The following is a 17,397-nucleotide window of genomic DNA, read 5'->3' as shown; positions in this document are numbered from 1 at the left end:
CGAAAACGCATCACGGTATAATCCACTCTATTTAAAAAAGCAGCCTGAAAAAACATTTTAATATTTTTTCAGGCTGCCTATTTCTCCCACAAAAACCATAAGGCAGCCTGAAACCCATGTTTTCCAAACTTGACCGCATCTGGCAAATTCCTACCATTTACTTCATCGTGCTGACCGCGATTGCCTCCGCCACACCGCTGACATTCGCGCCCTATTATCAATTTTGGCTGATGCCGCTGTTGTTTTCCGCGCTGATTCGTTTGACGGAATTAAAACCGCATCGCCGCATTGTCTCTGCATATTGGTTCGGCATCATTGGCTATGCCGCACAATTTTGGTGGATTCACACCGCCTTACACGATGTATCAGGTTTGCCCAATATTTTTGCCATACCGCTGACATTTTTGTTGCCTATGTTTCTCGCGTTGTTTCCAGCCGCCGCGTTTTGGGTGCATGGCAAATTATTCGCGCAGCTACCGCGTTGGGCAAATATCGGTATCGCCTTGCCAATTTGCTGGACACTCGCCGAATTTGCTCGCGAGCGTGTGTTGATAGGATTTGGTTGGGGTGCACTGGGCTATTCACAAATCGCTGACCATAGTCCATTGGCAGGATTTGCACCGATTGGTGGCATTCATTTGCTGACTTTTTTAACCGCCAGCATCGGCGCGTGTTTAGTGTTGATAGTTAATCATAGCGTGATGAAACACAGAATCGCGGCTGCCATAATAATTATGACTATTTTGGTTTCAGGCTGCCTATTACGCGGCGTATCGTTTACCCAAAGCACTGGTCAAACTGCTACCGTAGCTTTGGCACAGGGCAATATCGCGCAACAGTTAAAATTTGATGAAAATATGCTGTCTGAAACCTATCGTCGCTATTTTGAGCAAGTATCACGCAGCAAAGCACAAATTGTGGTGCTGCCTGAAACCGCGTTGCCTCAATTTTTGCAACACACGCCCCCTGAAGTGTTGAACGCGTTTGCGCGAGTAGCAAAGCAAAACGGTAGCGCATTGGCGGTGGGTGTGCCTGCTTTCACATCGGATGGTACAAATTATTTAAACGCAATGATTTTGTTGAACGAATACGATGAAATGCAACCTGAAAAAATGCCTATGTATGCCAAAAATCATTTGGTACCATTTGGCGAATACAAACCTTTACCTATTCTAACTAACCCATTGTATCAATTGATGAATATGCCATTGGCAGATTTCCAGCGTGGTGGTATTGGGCAAAAACCCTTTACGATGGCGAATCAACAAGTTGCGTTTAATATTTGTTATGAAGATGGTTTTGGCGATGAATTGATTGCGTCCGCCAAACAATCCACGCTGCTGGCAAATGCGAGCAATATGGCGTGGTATGGCAATTCCAATGCGATGTGGCAACAATTGCAGCAATCGCAAGCACGCGCTTTGGAATTGGGACGATTTATGCTGCGTTCCACCAACACGGGCGCAACGGCAATTGTGTCACCACAAGGCAAAATTGTGGCGCAAGCACAGCCCAATGTGGAGACGGTTTTGGAAGGCGAAATCATGGGTATGACGGGCGAAACGCCATATATGAAATTTGGCGGAAGTTTGCCCTTTATTGGATTGTTGATGATGTTAGCGGTGGTGTTGAAATATGTTTTCAGGCTGCGTCAATATAGTTGCTTAAAATAAAAATAGGACAAGGCGACCACGCCCGCCGTGTACATCTCGTACATAAGGTTGTGGGCAACGCAGTAGTATTTTTAATTTTAAGCGACTATAAATATAGCGGATTCACTAAACCAGTACAGCGTTGCCAGCTCTACCGTGTACTTAATTTGTACACGGTAGTTGCTAATTGCCTTGTCTGTGTTTAATTATAGTGATGTGGCTGCCTGAAAATTCTTGGATTAGGCGCTTGTATTTAAATAAAAAACAAGAATTGAGAAATGTCAGATTCAAGAATCTGACCTATAGTTTTGGGTTTTGCAAAGTTTTCAGGCTGCCTTTGAACAATTATTACAATGAATTTAAAGAACCATATTCCCCACGCCGATACGCTTCAATACTTTCACGGATTTCTTCGGGCGTATTCATCACAAATGGACCATAAGCCGCAATTGGCTCATCAATCGGCACTCCAGATAAAACCAACAATTCTGCCGTTTCATCACCTTGATTGCGTACCGAAATCTCGCCATTTTCGCGTTCAAAAATTGCCAAATCGGTGGCGCGTGCTGTGTGTTTACCATTGAATAACACATTGCTGCGGCGCACCACAATGCTCACATTATGCGTTTCAGGCAGCCTGAAAACCATTTCTGCGTCCACATCCACCGAAATATCCCAAATATTCAATTCCGAAAATATTTCGCCTGAGCCACGCACGCCATTGTATTCTCCACCAATAATGCGAATACTGCCCCCGTCCAGTTTCACCACAGGAATTGCATCATTTTGCAGATGTTGATAGCGCGGCGGCGCACTTTTGTGCGCTTTGGGCAAATTCACCCAAATCTGCGCCATTTCAAACCAGCCACCACGTTCACTAAATGCTTGGCTGTGAAATTCTTCGTGTACCGTGCCACTACCAGCCGTCATCCATTGCACATCGCCACGCTTAATCACACCTGTTGCGCCACTACCATCGCGGTGCGCCACTTCGCCTTGATAAGCAATCGTAACCGTTTCAAAACCACGATGCGGATGTTCGCTCACACCACGCGGATGAGCGGTATTGGGCGCAAATTCCATCGGTGCAGCATAATCCAACATCAAAAATGGATTGGTTTGTTTCGGCTCTCCCATGTGTGAAAACAACGGCGAAACATGAAAACCATTGCCAACCCAATGTTTTGGCGGAGCGGTATAAATTTGTTTTAGAGTACGCATTTTGTTTTTTTCCTATTGATTATATAGTCGTTTAAAATATAGTGAATTCAATTTAAACCAGTACAGCGTTGCCAGCTCCCTTATGTACTGGGTGTACACGGCGGTCGCTGTCGCCTTGTCCTGATTTAAATTGAATCCACTATATTTTTATTTCAAACGACTATTAAGTGTACAATGTGATTGTATGTGTCTTAATTATGCAGCGACAAGCGTGATTTAGGAAACATGATTTTCTGAATAGGAAACAATATAGTGAATTCACTATAAATACGGATTCTTAAATGGCTAAACAAAAAATCCTTTCTATTTAAATAGAAAGGATTTTATTCAAGACAGTATTTCAGGCTGCCTTTTGTTTATGTATTATTTTGCTTTAGATGCAGCAGGTGCTTCAGATGCAGCTGATGTTTCTGACGCTGCAGATGCTGCTGATGCTTCTGCAACTGCATTTGCGGCTGCATTCTCGCCCCAAGCAGCAGGGTATTTATAGCCTGCAAATTTTTGTTTGGCATACGATTTGAATTCGTCAGAATTATATGCTGCTTCAATATCTTGCACCCATTTTGCACCTTTATCTGCGGTGCGAACAGCCGACCAGTTGATGTAGGCAAAACTTGGTTCAAGGAACAAAGTTTCAGTTAATTTCATGCCGCTAGACATCGCGTAGTTACCGTTCACAATGGCAAAGTCCACGTCTTGACGGCTGCGTGGCAAGTTAGCTGCTTCCATCTCTACCAATTTGATATTTTTGGTGTTTTCTGCGATGTCAGCAACGCTGGCTTTTAATGGGTCAATGCCATCTTTCAATTTTACCCATTTTAATTCGCCCAACATTACCAATGCACGCGCCAAATTAGAAGGGTCGTTTGGCACAGAAACAGAACTACCGTCTTTCACTTGGTCAAGCGCGGTCAATTTGCCTGGATACAAGCCCAAAGGTGCAGTAGGTACTTGGAATACTTCTACCAAATCCAAATTGTGTTCCGCTTTGAATGTGTCCAAATAGGGTTTATGTTGGAAAATGTTAATATCAATAGCATTTTCTGCCAACGCTTTATTTGGTGTAACGTAGTCGGTGTACTCGGTTAAAGTAACTTTGTAACCTTGTTTTTCCAAGATGGGTTTGATTTGGTCTTTCACCATATCGCCAAAGTCGCCAGCTGTTGTACCAAAACGAATTTCGGTTTTTTCTACCACAGGGGCAGCACCTGATGCGCCAGAAGCAGATGTGGCATCTGTTGCAGGTTTAGCAGTTTCTTGCTGACCGCCACAAGCAGACAATGCCAATGCAATTACACCAGCTAAAGAAAGTTTCAAAGTTGCATTCATGATTAAACACTCCTGTTATATCAAAGATAAAATACGACATAAAAAAGAAGACAGCCTGAAAAATATGCCTGTTTGGGTTTTCAGGCAGCCTTAGTCTTAACGTTTATTCAATTTCGCCGACAAGAAATTGCCTGTCATTTGAATAATAACCACCAATACCGTCAAAATAACCACTACCAAAGCCATCACATCGGGCATATAACGTTGGTGTCCATAACGAATACCCAAATCACCAATACCGCCACCACCAATCAAGCCAGCCGCCGCGCTTTCGCCCAAAATGGCAATCATTAAAATGGTAACACTCAATACCAGACCTGAACGTGCTTCGCTTAATAATACTTTGAAAATAATGGTTTTAGGCGATGCACCCATTGCTTGGGCGGCTTCTACCACACCACGCGGCACTTCTTTTAAATTTTGTTCCACCAAACGCGCAAAATAAAAACTTGCCGCTACACTTAATGCCACACTTGCTGCAAATGGACCGAATGATGTTCCCGCAATAATGCGTGTCAGCGGCATCAATACAATCATCAAAATTACAAATGGGAAAGAACGCACCCAGCTAACCAGCACATTCAAAATTTTATTTAATACAGGGTTAGCAGAAATTTGCGCATTATCACTAATGAACAATAATATACCAATCAATGAGCCAAAAAATACACTCACAGGCGTGGCAACCGCTAACATAATCAAAGTTTCACCCAATGCTTTATAAATTTCGGGCAATAAATTGGTAATGTGTTCCCAGCTCCACTTTTCAAAATCAAACATATTTTTCTTTCTATTTCTGTATTTTCAGGCTGCCTGAAATGTTTTTCAAATGAATAGGCAGCCTGAAAACAATTTAATCATCACGCAACAAATCTTGTCCAATTTCTGATTGCGCCAAAATTACACCATCTTTCACGTCCGCCACTTCCAGCAATTTTCCCTGATGCAACAATGCGGTACGATTGCACAATTTGCGAATCACCGACATTTCGTGCGTAACAATCACAATCGTAACCTTAAATTGCTGATTGATTTTACGCAGACATTGCAATACATCGCGCGTCGTAATCGGGTCAAGCGCAGAAGTCGGCTCGTCCGCCAAAATCACGCTTGGATTAGGCGCAAGGGCGCGTGCAATGCCGACACGTTGTTTTTGTCCGCCCGATAATTGTGCTGGATAGTGTTCCGAACGCTCGGTCAGTCCCACAATTTGCAAACATTCCGCCACACGCGGTGCAATTTTGTCTTTGTCCCAGCCTGCAATTTCCAATGGAAAAGCCACATTTTCTGCAACAGTTCGGTTGCTTAACAAATTAAATTGTTGAAAAATCATGCCGATATTTTGTCGTGCTTGACGCAGTTGCGCTTCGGTCATAAAGGTCAAATCTTGTCCGTCAATCATCACTTTGCCTGAATCGGGACGTTCCAACAGATTAATTAGGCGCAATAAAGTGGATTTGCCCGCGCCTGAATAACCCATTAAACCAAAAATTTCGCCTTGTTCAATCGTTAATGTGGTTGGTTCAATGGCAGTAAACCATTTTTTATCGCGCGTTTGGTATTTTTTAGAAACATTGTCTAGGGTAATCATCTTATTTCCCATTCTTTCAGGCTGCATCTGCATTATTTTTGTGGGCAGCCTGAAAAAATTTTATTATTAAATTGTGTTGTAAAGCAATGATATAAATGCAATCCAGCCCGATGTGCCATGACACAACGGGCTGGATTAGGAATAAGCTATTTTGTTTGGCAGCCTGAAAACTGCCGCGCACCCTTAGCTGTTTGAAACGTAATTGGTTTCTGACCCGCAAGCTGTGTTAAATCGGTTGGTAAATTAGCTGACAATGTACTGGATAATGATAAAATTTGTCAAGGAAAGATAATTTTTATTTTTGTAGGCGATTGATTTTTTTCAGGCTGCCTTTGTTATAATGCGGCGGATTTAGTCGGGTGTAAATGGGTTTTGCAAAGGTTTCAGGCTGCCTTCTCCCTAATTCACACCATTAAAATGAGGTTTGCCATGAGCGAAAAACACTACCGTTCCATCAGCGAAGCCGCACGCGCCAGCGATTTGGCAGCCGTGCAAGCTTTTATCGCCGCCAATCCCAACGCCGTGCATGAAACCAATACCGTCGGTTTTACGCCGTTGCATCAAGCCATTGTGGCCGACAACTGTGGCAATGTGAATTTTGAATTGGTGCGACTGCTGGTGGAAGCAGGTTCGCCCATCAATGCTTTGAGCAAAGACGGTCGTTCCCCACTTTGGTTGGCAGGCGAATTCTGTCCGTCGGTAGAGATTGTGCAATACCTGATAGACAACGGTGCTGATTTGAACACGCTCGCCACACGCGAAGGTTGCGACCATCTTGTTGATTGCATCGACACCCTTGATGAACAAAAAGAGGTGCAACGTTTATTGAGCCAATTAAGCGGACATCCGCTGCCCGCGCCACCACCACCGCCCAAATATCCCGACCAACGCGCTGACACCGCCGTATGGCGCAAAGCCACCGCCGCCGTGAAAAAAGCCTTCGCTGCATTCGAAAAAGCAGGCATCGTTACCCTGCCCAATGCAGGCTATACCGTTGGCGAAGGCATTGCCGAATGCTTTGACCGCTGGGACACGCTGCCTGATAAAGCCCGTTTTAGCGGCTACTGTTTTTATACCGAACCGAGCAAAGGCCGCGCCCGCGAATTCGGCATACTCGACTTAAACTACGGTATGCTCGGCGATGACGACAGCGGCATATCAGACTTGGCTAGCCAAATCGTATCGCTGCTGCAACAACAAGGTTTCGACACCGAATGGGACGGCAATACCCAACATTGCATTACCATCTGGCTGCAACCGCTTTATGCTCAATTAAAGGCTGCCTGAAAAGCTATTTTTTAGGACAAGTTTATCATGTCAATCCAATCCACATTCAAAACATCTGCTGCTATTGGCTTGGCTCTAGTTTTATTCTATTGCGGCGCGGTATGGGGTAACGGTTTCAAGACACAAGCACAATGGACTCTGGGGATATTGATGGTATTGAGCCTAGTGCTGCATAGCGTGTTGCCAAGAAAATGGGCGCGTAGACTGTTTTGCGTTTGGGCAATGATAAGCATTTTTTTCATACTATGGTTGCTGGGATATACACTCGCAATGTGGTTGGAAAGTAATTGTTTTACTGATGCATTTGGTGAAGAACGCTGTGTTATGCCCATATTGCAATTATTGGTTGGCTTTGTTTTCGCAGTAGTGGGCGAAGTGTTCGTTGTATTGAAGTTGCGCCGCTTTTCGCAGCCAAAATGGGAGTGTATTTGGCAAATTTGTTTATTATTCGGATTTGCGGCAGGTACTTTTTACGATTGGGCAGTATGGCAATGGCGTTAAAAAACGTTTTCAGGCTGCCTGAAAATAAATTCAATCTCAACAAAACATCAATTTAATCATCTTTACATACCATTTCAGTTTAAAATAGCGCACCTTTCAGGCTGCCTGAAACATAATACAAACAATAGGTACATAACATGGCGGAACGCACAAGCACGGCAGATAATACGCTGCCTGAAAATAGTATCAATAAAAACAATATTTTGCCTCAACATGAATTATTGCAAGAAAAATCATGGTACAAAAATTTATCGCTGGTAGATTGGCTGTTTGCGGTGGCGATTTTGACGATTGCCGTGATGGTGCAAATCAAAATGCCGCACCACATGGACATTTACGAAACCGTGATTTTGTGGGTCAGCGCGGCGATTGCGATTGGCTTGGGCTGGTTTTTCAAGCCAATGCGTTGGTTTATTTTGGGCAGCGTGGCGGTGGCGTACATGGCGGTCGGTTTGTACGCGGGCAACATCGCCCACGCTGGCGAGCCGCCACAAGGCAAATTCCTGTTGCGCTATTTGTTGAGCAGCCAATCGGCGATTATGTGGCAATCGGCTTTGACGATTTTCGCCTTTATTTTGTACGCTTTGGGGACTTTGGTGGCGTGGCAACAAGCACGCAAGCAGCCTGAAACCGTGTCCACTAAACCGAATACTTTGCTGGGCATGGCATCGGGTTTGGCGTGGGCGGCAGCGTTTGCGGGTTTTACGGGTTTGCTGGTGCGTTGGCACGAAAGCTATTTGTTGCGCCCAGACGCGGGGCATATTCCCGTGTCCAATTTGTATGAAGTGTTTATTTTGTTTATGGTGATTACGGGCTTGATGTATTTGTATTATGAGCGAAAATTTGCCATGCACAAATTGGGCGTGTTTGTGTACATGCTGATGGTGGGCTTGGTCGCGTTTACCTTGTGGTACAGCTTGGAGCGTGGCGCACACGAAATTCAGCCGCTTATTCCTGCGCTGCAATCGTGGTGGATGAAAATCCATGTGCCTGCGAACTTTATTGGCTATGGCGCGTTTTGTATGGCGGCTGCGTTTGGTGTGGCGGAATTATTGGCGTTGCGTGGCATCAAATGGCTGCCCGACCCAGCGCAAATTGAAGAAGCGATGTACAAAGCGATTGCTGTGGGTTTCCTGTTTTTCACGATTGCCACGATTTTGGGTGCATTGTGGGCGGCAGACGCTTGGGGTCGCTATTGGAGCTGGGACCCGAAAGAAACTTGGGCGTTTATTGTGTGGCTGAACTATGCGATTTGGTTGCACATGCGTTTGGTGGCTGGCTGGCGCGGTAAGATTTTGGCGTGGTGGGCGATTATTGGTTTGTTCATTACGGCATTCGCGTTTGTGGGTGTGAATATGTTTTTGACGGGTTTACATTCATACGGTAGTTTGTAATAGTTTCAGGCAGCCTGAAAAAGGGGTTAATCCTTATTTTCAGGCTGCCTTTTATCTACCCCAAAATTAATCTTCTTCCACCGTATTCATATTTCGTCGCGCACCATGTCGTTGCGCCAACAAATCATTGATGCGCTGAATATCGCGCGAATTTTTCTGAATGGTAATAACGGCGAACAAACTTTGCGTAAATGCCAAGCCGTAAAACCCTTTTTCGTTTAGTTGTAATTCGGAATTGTACAAACCGATAACCAGCAAAAATATCGCCAGAGCCAATGCGCCCCAACTGATGCTGTAATACATATCGGAAATGGGCAAGCCTTCTGCGCGGTCGCGCAGGGTTTTTTGCAAACTAATCGCTGCGTATAAACCCAACGACAGCACGGCAACGTAAAACCCTTTTTCACTCAATGCCAATGTGTCCACCCGAATAATGCCGACCAAAAATGCAATCGCACCAATCGCACCAATCGCCAACACACACCAAGCCGCGCTAGTAAATGCGGAAGTGGGTTTCATTTCTTCCAATTCTTGCCAAAAATCTTGTGGTCTCATTTTATATGCTCCTGTTCTTCAAACTATTTTTTCAGGCTGCCATACTACGACACGCCATCATATAATTCACGCTTACATCATCACACAAAAAATATTTTTTGCTCAATAAGTTATATGACATGCCCATGCAGCCTGAAACATTTAATTGCGCCAAACGTGCCATGCGTGCCAACTCGGCTGGCGCGATGAATTTTTGCCAATCGTGCGTGCCTTTGGGAACAAGATTCAAAATGTATTCCGCGCCTACAATGGCGTGAATATACGATTTGGCGTTGCGGTTGAGCGTGGAAAAAAATACCCAACCATCGGGTTTGACCAATTTGGCGCAGGCGCGAATAACCGATGCAGGGTCGGGAACGTGTTCCAACATTTCCATGCACGTTACCACATCAAACGCGTGCGGCATTTCCAGCGCCAAATCTTCCACGCTGATGCAACGATAATGGACATTATTAACCGCTTGTTCGGTGGCGTGGGTGGTGGCAGTTTGTAAAGAAAGTTCTGCCATATCAATGCCTAACACGTTTTCTGCGCCACGCAATGCCATGCTTTCGCTTAATATGCCGCCACCGCAGCCAACGTCCAACACGGTTTTACCTGATAAGTGCGCGTGCTGGTCAATATAATCCAAACGCAGCGGATTGATGTCGTGCAGCGGTTTAAATTCGCCCGTTTTGTCCCACCATTTGGCGGCGAGTTGGCTGAATTTTTCAATTTCTGCGGCATCTATGTTGATTTGAGACATGGTATTTCCTGTTACATTTTGTTTTTTTCAGGCTGCCTTCTTTTATATTTTAGGCAGCCTGAAAACCATTTTATTTAAATAAAGAAGCCAATTTGCTGAAAAAACCTTGTTGCCCTTCGGTTGGTGCAGCCGTTTGGGTTGTTTGCGCTACATTTTCAGGCTGCGTTTTACGCGTAACAGGCAATGCACCAAATGCTTGCGCCACCGGCATAATTTCAATCGCATTGATATTCATGTGTTTCGGACATTGATACAGCCACAACGCCGTGCGTGCAATGTCTTCCGCTTGAATGGAATCCACGTTTTCATACAATTTTGCCGCACGTTCATCATCGCCTTTGAAGCGCACATTGGAAAACTCTGTGCCACCGCATAAACCTGGTTCAATATTGCTGACACGCACGCCTTTGCCTTGCAAATCAGCGCGTAAATTCAAGCTAAATTGGCGCACGAAGGCTTTGGTTGCGCCGTATACATTGCCCCCTGGGTAGGGATAAGTGCCTGCAATAGAACCTAAATTCATCACATAACCATCGCCGCGTTCCACCATTTGCGGTAACACTTGGCGCGTTAAATAAGTCAAACCCAAAATATTGGTATGAATCATGGTTTCCCAATCTTCCATATTGGCTTCATGCGCGGGTTCTAAACCCAATGCCAAACCTGCGTTGTTAATCAAACAATCAATCTGTTGAAATTTTTCAGGCAGCGTTTCTAAATGTTTCAATGCCAAATCAACGGATTGTTTATCAGCCACATCCATTTCCAAAGGTTGAAAAAAGAAACCTAATTCTTCTTGCAGCGCAGTTAATTTGTCCAAACGCCGTGCCGCACCAATCACAGGATAACCTGCTTGCACAAATGCACGACACATTGCTGCACCAAAACCTGCTGATGCGCCCGTAATTAAAATAGCCATGATGTGTTCCTTTCTGTGAATAATCAGGTATGATGTTCAATTTCTGAAATCATAACACTCATTAAAGGAATGTAAAACCATGAAGTACACAGCAATTTTATTCACAGCTTTATTTTTAGTCGCATGTGGCGGACAAAGTGGCGCAAATGGGCAGGTTGGTGGTAAAGGCGATATTTCGCAAAACCGCACAACTGCGTTCAAATCGTTTATGCCAACATTTTCCAGCATGGGCAAAGTCGTTAAGGGCGAAGACGCATACGAAGTAGAAAAATTCAAAACATTGGCAAGCAGTTTCCAAGACGAAGCGCGTGCGCCGTTTGATTATTTCCAAAATGACCCGAAAGGCAACGGTGATGCTTTACCTGCAATTTGGGAAAAACCCGATGAATTTAAAGCTGAACAAGATAAATTTTTGGCAGCGGTGGATAAATTGAACGCGGCAGCACAAAGTGGTGATTTGGCACAAATTAAAGCCGCGTATGGCGAAGCAGGGGCAAGTTGCAAATCTTGTCATGATGCTTATCGTGCGCCGAAATAATTTGGATTAAACCTGCATAGAATTTCTATTTGTAACATATTTCTTCGCGATATGCTGATTAAAAATATGGCAGCCTGAAAATGTATAGGTTGGATTCTTGTATCTGATGATTTTCAAATTAAAACAAATATTTGTTAAATGTGAGAAATATCGGATTCAAGAATTCGACCTATAATTTTGAGTTTTGCAAAGGTTTCAGCCTGAAACAAAGTTCAAGATAACGAAAAACATAGAAACTGTTATAATTGCACATCATTTTGCAAACATTTAATTAAAGCGAAACCAAATCATGCAAGAACAATATCAACCTTCCCAAATTGAACCTGCTGCTCAACAAAAATGGGCAGAAAATCATGCGTTTAACGTCAAAGAGGATACAAGCAAACCTAAATTCTACTGTTTGTCTATGTTCCCTTACCCAAGTGGCAAATTGCACATGGGACACGTCCGTAATTATACGATTGGCGATGTACGCTCACGTTTCAAACAATTACAAGGCTACAATGTGTTGCAACCTATGGGTTGGGATGCTTTTGGTATGCCTGCCGAAAACGCTGCTATTGACCGTCAAGTTGCTCCTGCTGCGTGGACATATTCTAATATTGATTATATGAAACAACAGCTTAAATCGCTGGGTTTTGCATTGGATTGGGAACGTGAATTGGCAACTTGTCGCCCTGAATATTATCGTTGGGAACAGTTGCTGTTTACTAAATTGTTCAAAAAAGGCATTGTTTACAGAAAATTAGGCACAGTAAACTGGGACCCTGTTGACCAAACCGTGTTGGCAAATGAGCAAGTGATTGACGGTCGTGGTTGGCGTTCGGGTGCGTTAGTAGAAAAACGCGAAATTCCGATGTATTACTACCGCATTACCGATTATGCGGAAGATTTGTTGAACGATTTGAATGACTTGGATTGGCCTGAACAAGTTAAAACCATGCAACGCAACTGGATTGGCAAATCACGCGGTATGACCGTGCGTTTTGCGGTGGCAGACGATAGCAAAGCAGGTTTGTCGGGCGAATATGCAGATTATTTGCAGGTATACACCACACGCCCTGATACGTTAATGGGTGCGACTTATGTTGCGGTGGCGGCAGAACATCCTTTGGCAACGGCGGCGGCAGAAAATAATCCTGAATTGCAAGCCTTTATTGCTGAATGTAAAGCAGGTTCGGTTGCCGAAGCGGATATGGCGACTATGGAGAAAAAAGGTTTACCAACAGGACGTTATGTTGTTAATCCTTTGAATGGCGATAAATTGGAAGTGTGGATTGCCAATTATGTGTTGTGGGGTTATGGCGATGGTGCGGTCATGGCTGTGCCTGCGCACGATGAACGCGATTTTGAATTTGCCAATAAATACAATTTGCCGATTAAACAAGTGATTAGCGTGGGTGATAATACGTTTGACGCAAAAGTATGGCAAGAATGGTATGCAGATAAAGAAAATGGCGTACTGGTTAATTCCAATCAATTCAATGGTTTAAATTTTCAGGCTGCCTTTGAACAAATTGGCGCAGCTTTGCAGGCTGCTAAGGCTGGAGAACTGAAAACGCAATATCGTTTGCGTGATTGGGGTATTTCGCGCCAACGCTATTGGGGTTGCCCGATTCCAATTATTCATTGTGATGATTGTGGCGATGTGCCTGTTCCTGAACAAGATTTGCCTGTTGTGCTGCCTGAAAATGTCGTACCAGATGGCTCGGGTTCGCCTTTAACCAAAATGCCCGAGTTCTATGAAACCACTTGTCCAAATTGTGGTAAATCTGCTAAGCGAGAAACTGATACCATGGATACGTTCAATGAATCTAGCTGGTATCAATTCCGTTACATGTCGCCTAAATTTGAAGGTGGCATGATTGAACCGTCTGCACAAGCATATTGGCAACAAGTGGATCAATACATTGGTGGTATTGAACATGCTGTTTTGCATTTGTTGTACGCACGTTTTTTCACCAAATTGATGAATGATGAAGGTATGATTGGCGTGCGCGAGCCATTCAAACAATTATTAACGCAAGGCATGGTGTTGCAGGCCACTTATTATCGTGAAAAAGAAGACGGTAAAAAACAATGGTTTAATCCTAGCGATGTAGATGTACAAACCGATGAAAAAGGTCGTCCTGTTGCCGCGATTTTAAAAGAAGATGGGCAACCTGTGACAATCGGTGGTGTGGAAAAAATGTCCAAATCTAAAAACAATGGCGTGGATCCACAGCAAATTATTGATGCTTATGGTGCGGATACAGCACGTTTGTTTATGATGTTTGCATCGCCACCCGAGCAATCTTTGGAATGGTCGGAAGCAGGTGTGGCAGGAGCGTACCGTTTCTTGAATCGTTTGTGGCGCACAGTGTACGAATTTGTACAACAAGGTGGTACAAATGTCAGCAAATTTGCAGGCAGCCATGATGCGCTTTCAGGCAGCCTGAAAGAGTTGCGTTTTAAATTGCACAGCACGATTGCCAAAGTTACCGATGATTACGATCGTCGTCAGCAGTTTAACACGGCGATTGCAGCGGTAATGGAATTGCTCAATCAATACGATAAAACCGATACCAGCAGCGTGGAAGGTCAAGCAGTAGCGCGTGAAGTGATTGAAGCCGTGTTGATTTTGCTTGCACCGATTGTGCCGCATATTTGTGAAACATTGTGGGGTGAATTGGTATCTGGCGGCAAATTGTGGCAAGAAAGCTGGTTAGTCGCCGATGAATCTGCATTGGTGAAAACGGAAATTGAGTTGATGGTGCAAGTGAACGGTAAATTGCGCGACAAAATTACCGTACCAGCTGATGCGGATAATGCCACGGTTGAAGCAGCCGCTTTGGCAACTGCGGGTGCAATCAAATTCTTGGCAGGCAATGCACCGAAAAAAGTGATTGTGGTGCCGAAACGTTTGGTGAATATCGTAGTTTAATTTAATGAAAAATAGGCAGCCTGAAAATAGTTTCAGGCTGCCTATTCATCTTCTGAAATATCAGGACAAATGCCATACATAAAACACAATGGCACATACACAATCCAATTTGCAGCACGAATGACTTTTTGTGAAGGGGAGCGTTGGGGTGTATGCGGATTAGATGGTGCGGTCGTCGCGCAAGCATTTAACCAAAAAATCAGTAGCAAGTATTTCCAAGTATTTTTCATCATTTGTCTTTACTATAGTCGTTTTAAATATAGTGGATTCACTAAATCAGGATAAGGCGATAGCGACCGCCGTGTACATATGGTACATGGCTGTCGCCTTATATTTGCTTAAAATACAGTCAGAAACCGTTGCAAAGCGAAAAATTGTAGGTCGAGCATGAATGCCCAATCTACAAATTGTCGTGTACTGTATTCATCCATGAATGCGCTCAATTTTCGCGCCCACGCCGCCGAGTTTTTTCTCAATATGCTCGTAGCCACGGTCAAGGTGGTAGATTTGTTCAACAATGGTTTCGCCATCGGCAATCAAACCTGCCATAACCAAGCTGGCGGACGCGCGTAAATCGGTCGCCATCACCGTTGCGCCCGACAATTTTGCCACGCCTTGCACCAAAGCCGTGTTGCCTTCGGCAGAAATGTTTGCGCCCATACGGTTTAATTCGGGAACGTGCATAAAGCGGTTTTCAAAAATGGTTTCGGTAACTTTGCTTGTGCCTTCTGCGATTGCGTTCATTGCCATAAATTGCGCCTGCATATCGGTCGGGAACGCGGGGTGTTCGGCTGTGCGAATGTTCACGGCTTTGGGGCGTTGCTGCATATCAATGCTAATCCAGTCATCGCCCGCTTCAATGATGGCACCTGCTTCCACCAATTTGTCCAACACCACTTCCATGGTTTTGGGCGCAGCGTTACGCAACACCACTTTGCCGCCCGTCATCGCCACAGCGCACAAGAATGTGCCCGCTTCAATGCGGTCGGGGACGACGCTGTGTTCGCAGCCGTGCAATTCGTCCACGCCTTCAATGGTCATGGTTTGCGTACCAATGCCTTGAATTTTCGCGCCCATTTTCACCAAGCATTCCGCCAAATCCACCACTTCGGGTTCAACCGCGCAGTTTTCCAACACGGTCGTGCCTTGCGCCAAAGTCGCTGCCATCAGCAAGTTTTCCGTACCGCCCACCGTTACCACGTCCATGACCACGCGCGCGCCTTTTAATTTGCCGTTGGGGGCTTTGGCTTTCACATAACCGTGTTCAATCACGATTTCCGCGCCCATGGCTTCCAAGCCTTTCAAATGCTGGTCTACGGGACGCGCACCAATCGCGCACCCCCCTGGTAAACTCACTTCTGCCTGACCAAATCGCGCCAAAGTCGGACCCAAAACCAAAATAGACGCGCGCATCGTGCGTACCAAATCATAAGGCGCACAAGTGTTGTTTACCGTACCACCATTGATTTCAAATTCAGAAATATTGTCGGTCAAAACGCGCGCTCCCATGCCTTGCAGCAATTTTTGCGTGGTTTTCACGTCTGCCAACATGGGGACATTTTTCAAACGCAATGTACCATTTGAAAGCAAACCCGCACACATCAAGGGCAGAGCCGCATTTTTCGCGCCCGATACGATGATTTCGCCGTTTAATTTACCGTTGGCGGTGATTTTTAATTTATCCATTTGAGAAAATCTTTCTGTTAATAAAATCAATAAAATAATTGTTTAAGTTGATTTTTCAGGCTGCCTGAAAAGTCAATTATTTAATCATGGACCATATCTGCTTGCTGCTGCAATCCACCATAGAATAAATGCTGCAACAACCAAGAATGGGCTTGCCAGCAACAAACAAATCAAATAAGTTTTTAAGTCTTTTGAATTATCGCTACAAACAAAAATAATAAAGGGCAAAAATGGTAAACCTACCGACAATCCAAGAAATAATTCAGTTTCACCCTTAAAATTAGACAATGGCAATCCATCTAGCCACACTATCGGCACCCAAACTGGCGCAAACAGGCAAATGAGCGATGCACCGCTTAATTTTGATGATGAGCGCATTCCTATATCATTATGAGTGCGTTTTATGCGATATTTTTTCTTTATCATTTTGTATTTTTGAAAATTTGTTTCAGGCTGCCTGAAACGCTGGGTAACAAAAAATCAAACACAAAAAAATGGCACAATTATAGCGGAAAACAATCTATTGTAGGTTGCATGGTGTTTTTGTTGTGTATTAAAAGGCAGCAGACTTACCAAATCTGTCCAATCAGCGAAAGATTAGGACAGGTTTCAGGCTGCCTGAAAGATTTTTGTCGTGTGCTGTAAGGCTGCCTGAAACCTTGGGAAACCCTAAATTGGCATACAGTTCAAGGTTATAGAAACAAAAACAGCATATTACGATGGTCGGTTAAAATATAGTCGCTTAAAATAGAAATAAGATAAGGTAATAGTGATCGCCGTGTACACATAGTCATAAGGGAGCTGGTAACGCTGTTGTGTTAATTTCAAACGACTATATCAAGAAATAGGAAAGATTTTGAGTGTAGATGACCGAAGAAATGTAATAACGATAAAAGTTTCAACCTGAATTTTTGTGTCTTGATTCTACATCATTGCAAATAATATACGATAAAATTACTTTACAATTTCCTTACAAACAGTTAAAACATCGTTTGATTACTCAACAATCGTTTTCAGGCTGCCTTTGCATCAAAATACAATTTAAAGGTAGCCTGA

16 protein-coding genes are annotated in these 17,397 nt (G+C 44.2%); 6 read left to right on the top strand and 10 right to left on the bottom strand.

Going from position 1 to position 17,397, the window contains the following annotated elements; genetic code table 11:
- Positions 1 to 116 precede the first annotated feature (116 nt).
- Positions 117 to 1,673: an apolipoprotein N-acyltransferase gene (gene lnt / locus MIS45_RS10245; protein ID WP_249450467.1), complete on the top strand. Its 1,557-nt coding sequence runs from the start codon at positions 117 to 119 to the stop codon at positions 1,671 to 1,673.
- 327 nt (positions 1,674 to 2,000) lie between these two features.
- Here lnt and MIS45_RS10240 read toward each other — a convergent pair whose 3' ends face one another.
- The 4 genes from MIS45_RS10240 to MIS45_RS10225 form a co-directional block, all read right to left on the bottom strand.
- Positions 2,001 to 2,873 (bottom strand): pirin family protein, encoded by an 873-nt coding sequence (locus tag MIS45_RS10240; RefSeq protein WP_249450466.1) that lies wholly within the window; start codon positions 2,871 to 2,873, stop codon positions 2,001 to 2,003.
- 363 nt (positions 2,874 to 3,236) lie between these two features.
- Complete coding sequence (locus tag MIS45_RS10235) at positions 3,237 to 4,202, bottom strand: MetQ/NlpA family ABC transporter substrate-binding protein (protein WP_249450465.1); 966 nt, start codon at positions 4,200 to 4,202, stop codon at positions 3,237 to 3,239.
- 96 nt (positions 4,203 to 4,298) lie between these two features.
- Complete coding sequence (locus MIS45_RS10230; protein ID WP_249442537.1) at positions 4,299 to 4,982, bottom strand: methionine ABC transporter permease; 684 nt, start codon at positions 4,980 to 4,982, stop codon at positions 4,299 to 4,301.
- A gap of 73 nt (positions 4,983 to 5,055) precedes the next feature.
- Positions 5,056 to 5,793, bottom strand: a complete 738-nt coding sequence (locus MIS45_RS10225) for a methionine ABC transporter ATP-binding protein (protein ID WP_249442536.1) — start codon at positions 5,791 to 5,793, stop codon at positions 5,056 to 5,058.
- Positions 5,794 to 6,222: 429 nt separating this feature from the next.
- Between MIS45_RS10225 and MIS45_RS10220 the strand changes: the two genes are divergently transcribed.
- From MIS45_RS10220 to ccsB, 3 genes are all read left to right on the top strand, one after another.
- The gene (locus MIS45_RS10220) at positions 6,223 to 7,080 is read left to right on the top strand and encodes an ankyrin repeat domain-containing protein (RefSeq protein ID WP_249450464.1); all 858 of its coding nucleotides are present in this window, start codon (positions 6,223 to 6,225) and stop codon (positions 7,078 to 7,080) included.
- 27 nt (positions 7,081 to 7,107) lie between these two features.
- On the top strand, positions 7,108 to 7,581 hold the full coding sequence (locus tag MIS45_RS10215; protein WP_249450463.1) for a hypothetical protein: 474 nt from the start codon (positions 7,108 to 7,110) through the stop codon (positions 7,579 to 7,581).
- A 137-nt stretch (positions 7,582 to 7,718) separates the two neighbouring features.
- Positions 7,719 to 8,975, top strand: coding sequence for a c-type cytochrome biogenesis protein CcsB (gene ccsB, locus MIS45_RS10210; RefSeq protein ID WP_249450462.1), 1,257 nt, complete (start codon positions 7,719 to 7,721; stop codon positions 8,973 to 8,975).
- 66 nt (positions 8,976 to 9,041) lie between these two features.
- Here the strand turns inward: ccsB and yiaA are convergent, their stop codons facing one another.
- From yiaA to MIS45_RS10195, 3 genes are all read right to left on the bottom strand, one after another.
- The gene (gene yiaA / locus MIS45_RS10205; RefSeq protein ID WP_249450461.1) at positions 9,042 to 9,530 is read right to left on the bottom strand and encodes an inner membrane protein YiaA; all 489 of its coding nucleotides are present in this window, start codon (positions 9,528 to 9,530) and stop codon (positions 9,042 to 9,044) included.
- A gap of 31 nt (positions 9,531 to 9,561) precedes the next feature.
- A complete protein-coding gene (gene ubiG, locus MIS45_RS10200) occupies positions 9,562 to 10,275 on the bottom strand; it encodes a bifunctional 2-polyprenyl-6-hydroxyphenol methylase/3-demethylubiquinol 3-O-methyltransferase UbiG (protein WP_249450460.1) in 714 nt (237 codons plus the stop codon).
- Between the two features lie 70 nt (positions 10,276 to 10,345).
- Positions 10,346 to 11,194 (bottom strand): SDR family oxidoreductase, encoded by an 849-nt coding sequence (locus MIS45_RS10195; protein WP_249450459.1) that lies wholly within the window; start codon positions 11,192 to 11,194, stop codon positions 10,346 to 10,348.
- 79 nt (positions 11,195 to 11,273) lie between these two features.
- Between MIS45_RS10195 and MIS45_RS10190 the strand changes: the two genes are divergently transcribed.
- Both MIS45_RS10190 and leuS read left to right on the top strand, forming a co-directional pair.
- Positions 11,274 to 11,732, top strand: coding sequence for a c-type cytochrome (locus tag MIS45_RS10190; protein ID WP_249446840.1), 459 nt, complete (start codon positions 11,274 to 11,276; stop codon positions 11,730 to 11,732).
- A 289-nt stretch (positions 11,733 to 12,021) separates the two neighbouring features.
- Positions 12,022 to 14,655: a leucine--tRNA ligase gene (leuS, locus tag MIS45_RS10185; RefSeq protein ID WP_249450458.1), complete on the top strand. Its 2,634-nt coding sequence runs from the start codon at positions 12,022 to 12,024 to the stop codon at positions 14,653 to 14,655.
- 41 nt (positions 14,656 to 14,696) lie between these two features.
- On the opposite strand, the gene MIS45_RS10180 is transcribed toward leuS, so the two are convergent.
- The 3 genes from MIS45_RS10180 to MIS45_RS10170 form a co-directional block, all read right to left on the bottom strand.
- Positions 14,697 to 14,888: a hypothetical protein gene (locus tag MIS45_RS10180; RefSeq protein WP_249442515.1), complete on the bottom strand. Its 192-nt coding sequence runs from the start codon at positions 14,886 to 14,888 to the stop codon at positions 14,697 to 14,699.
- Positions 14,889 to 15,078: 190 nt separating this feature from the next.
- Positions 15,079 to 16,341, bottom strand: a complete 1,263-nt coding sequence (gene murA, locus MIS45_RS10175) for a UDP-N-acetylglucosamine 1-carboxyvinyltransferase (RefSeq protein ID WP_249450457.1) — start codon at positions 16,339 to 16,341, stop codon at positions 15,079 to 15,081.
- Positions 16,342 to 16,425: 84 nt separating this feature from the next.
- A complete protein-coding gene (locus MIS45_RS10170; protein WP_249442513.1) occupies positions 16,426 to 16,767 on the bottom strand; it encodes a hypothetical protein in 342 nt (113 codons plus the stop codon).
- Between the last annotated feature and the right edge of the window lie 630 nt (positions 16,768 to 17,397).

It is taken from the genome of Wielerella bovis (assembly GCF_022354465.1).
Taxonomy (GTDB): Bacteria; Pseudomonadota; Gammaproteobacteria; order Burkholderiales; family Neisseriaceae; genus Wielerella; species Wielerella bovis.
Note: the sequence above shows the minus strand (reverse complement) of the source record. Positions and strands in the feature narration are given on the sequence as shown.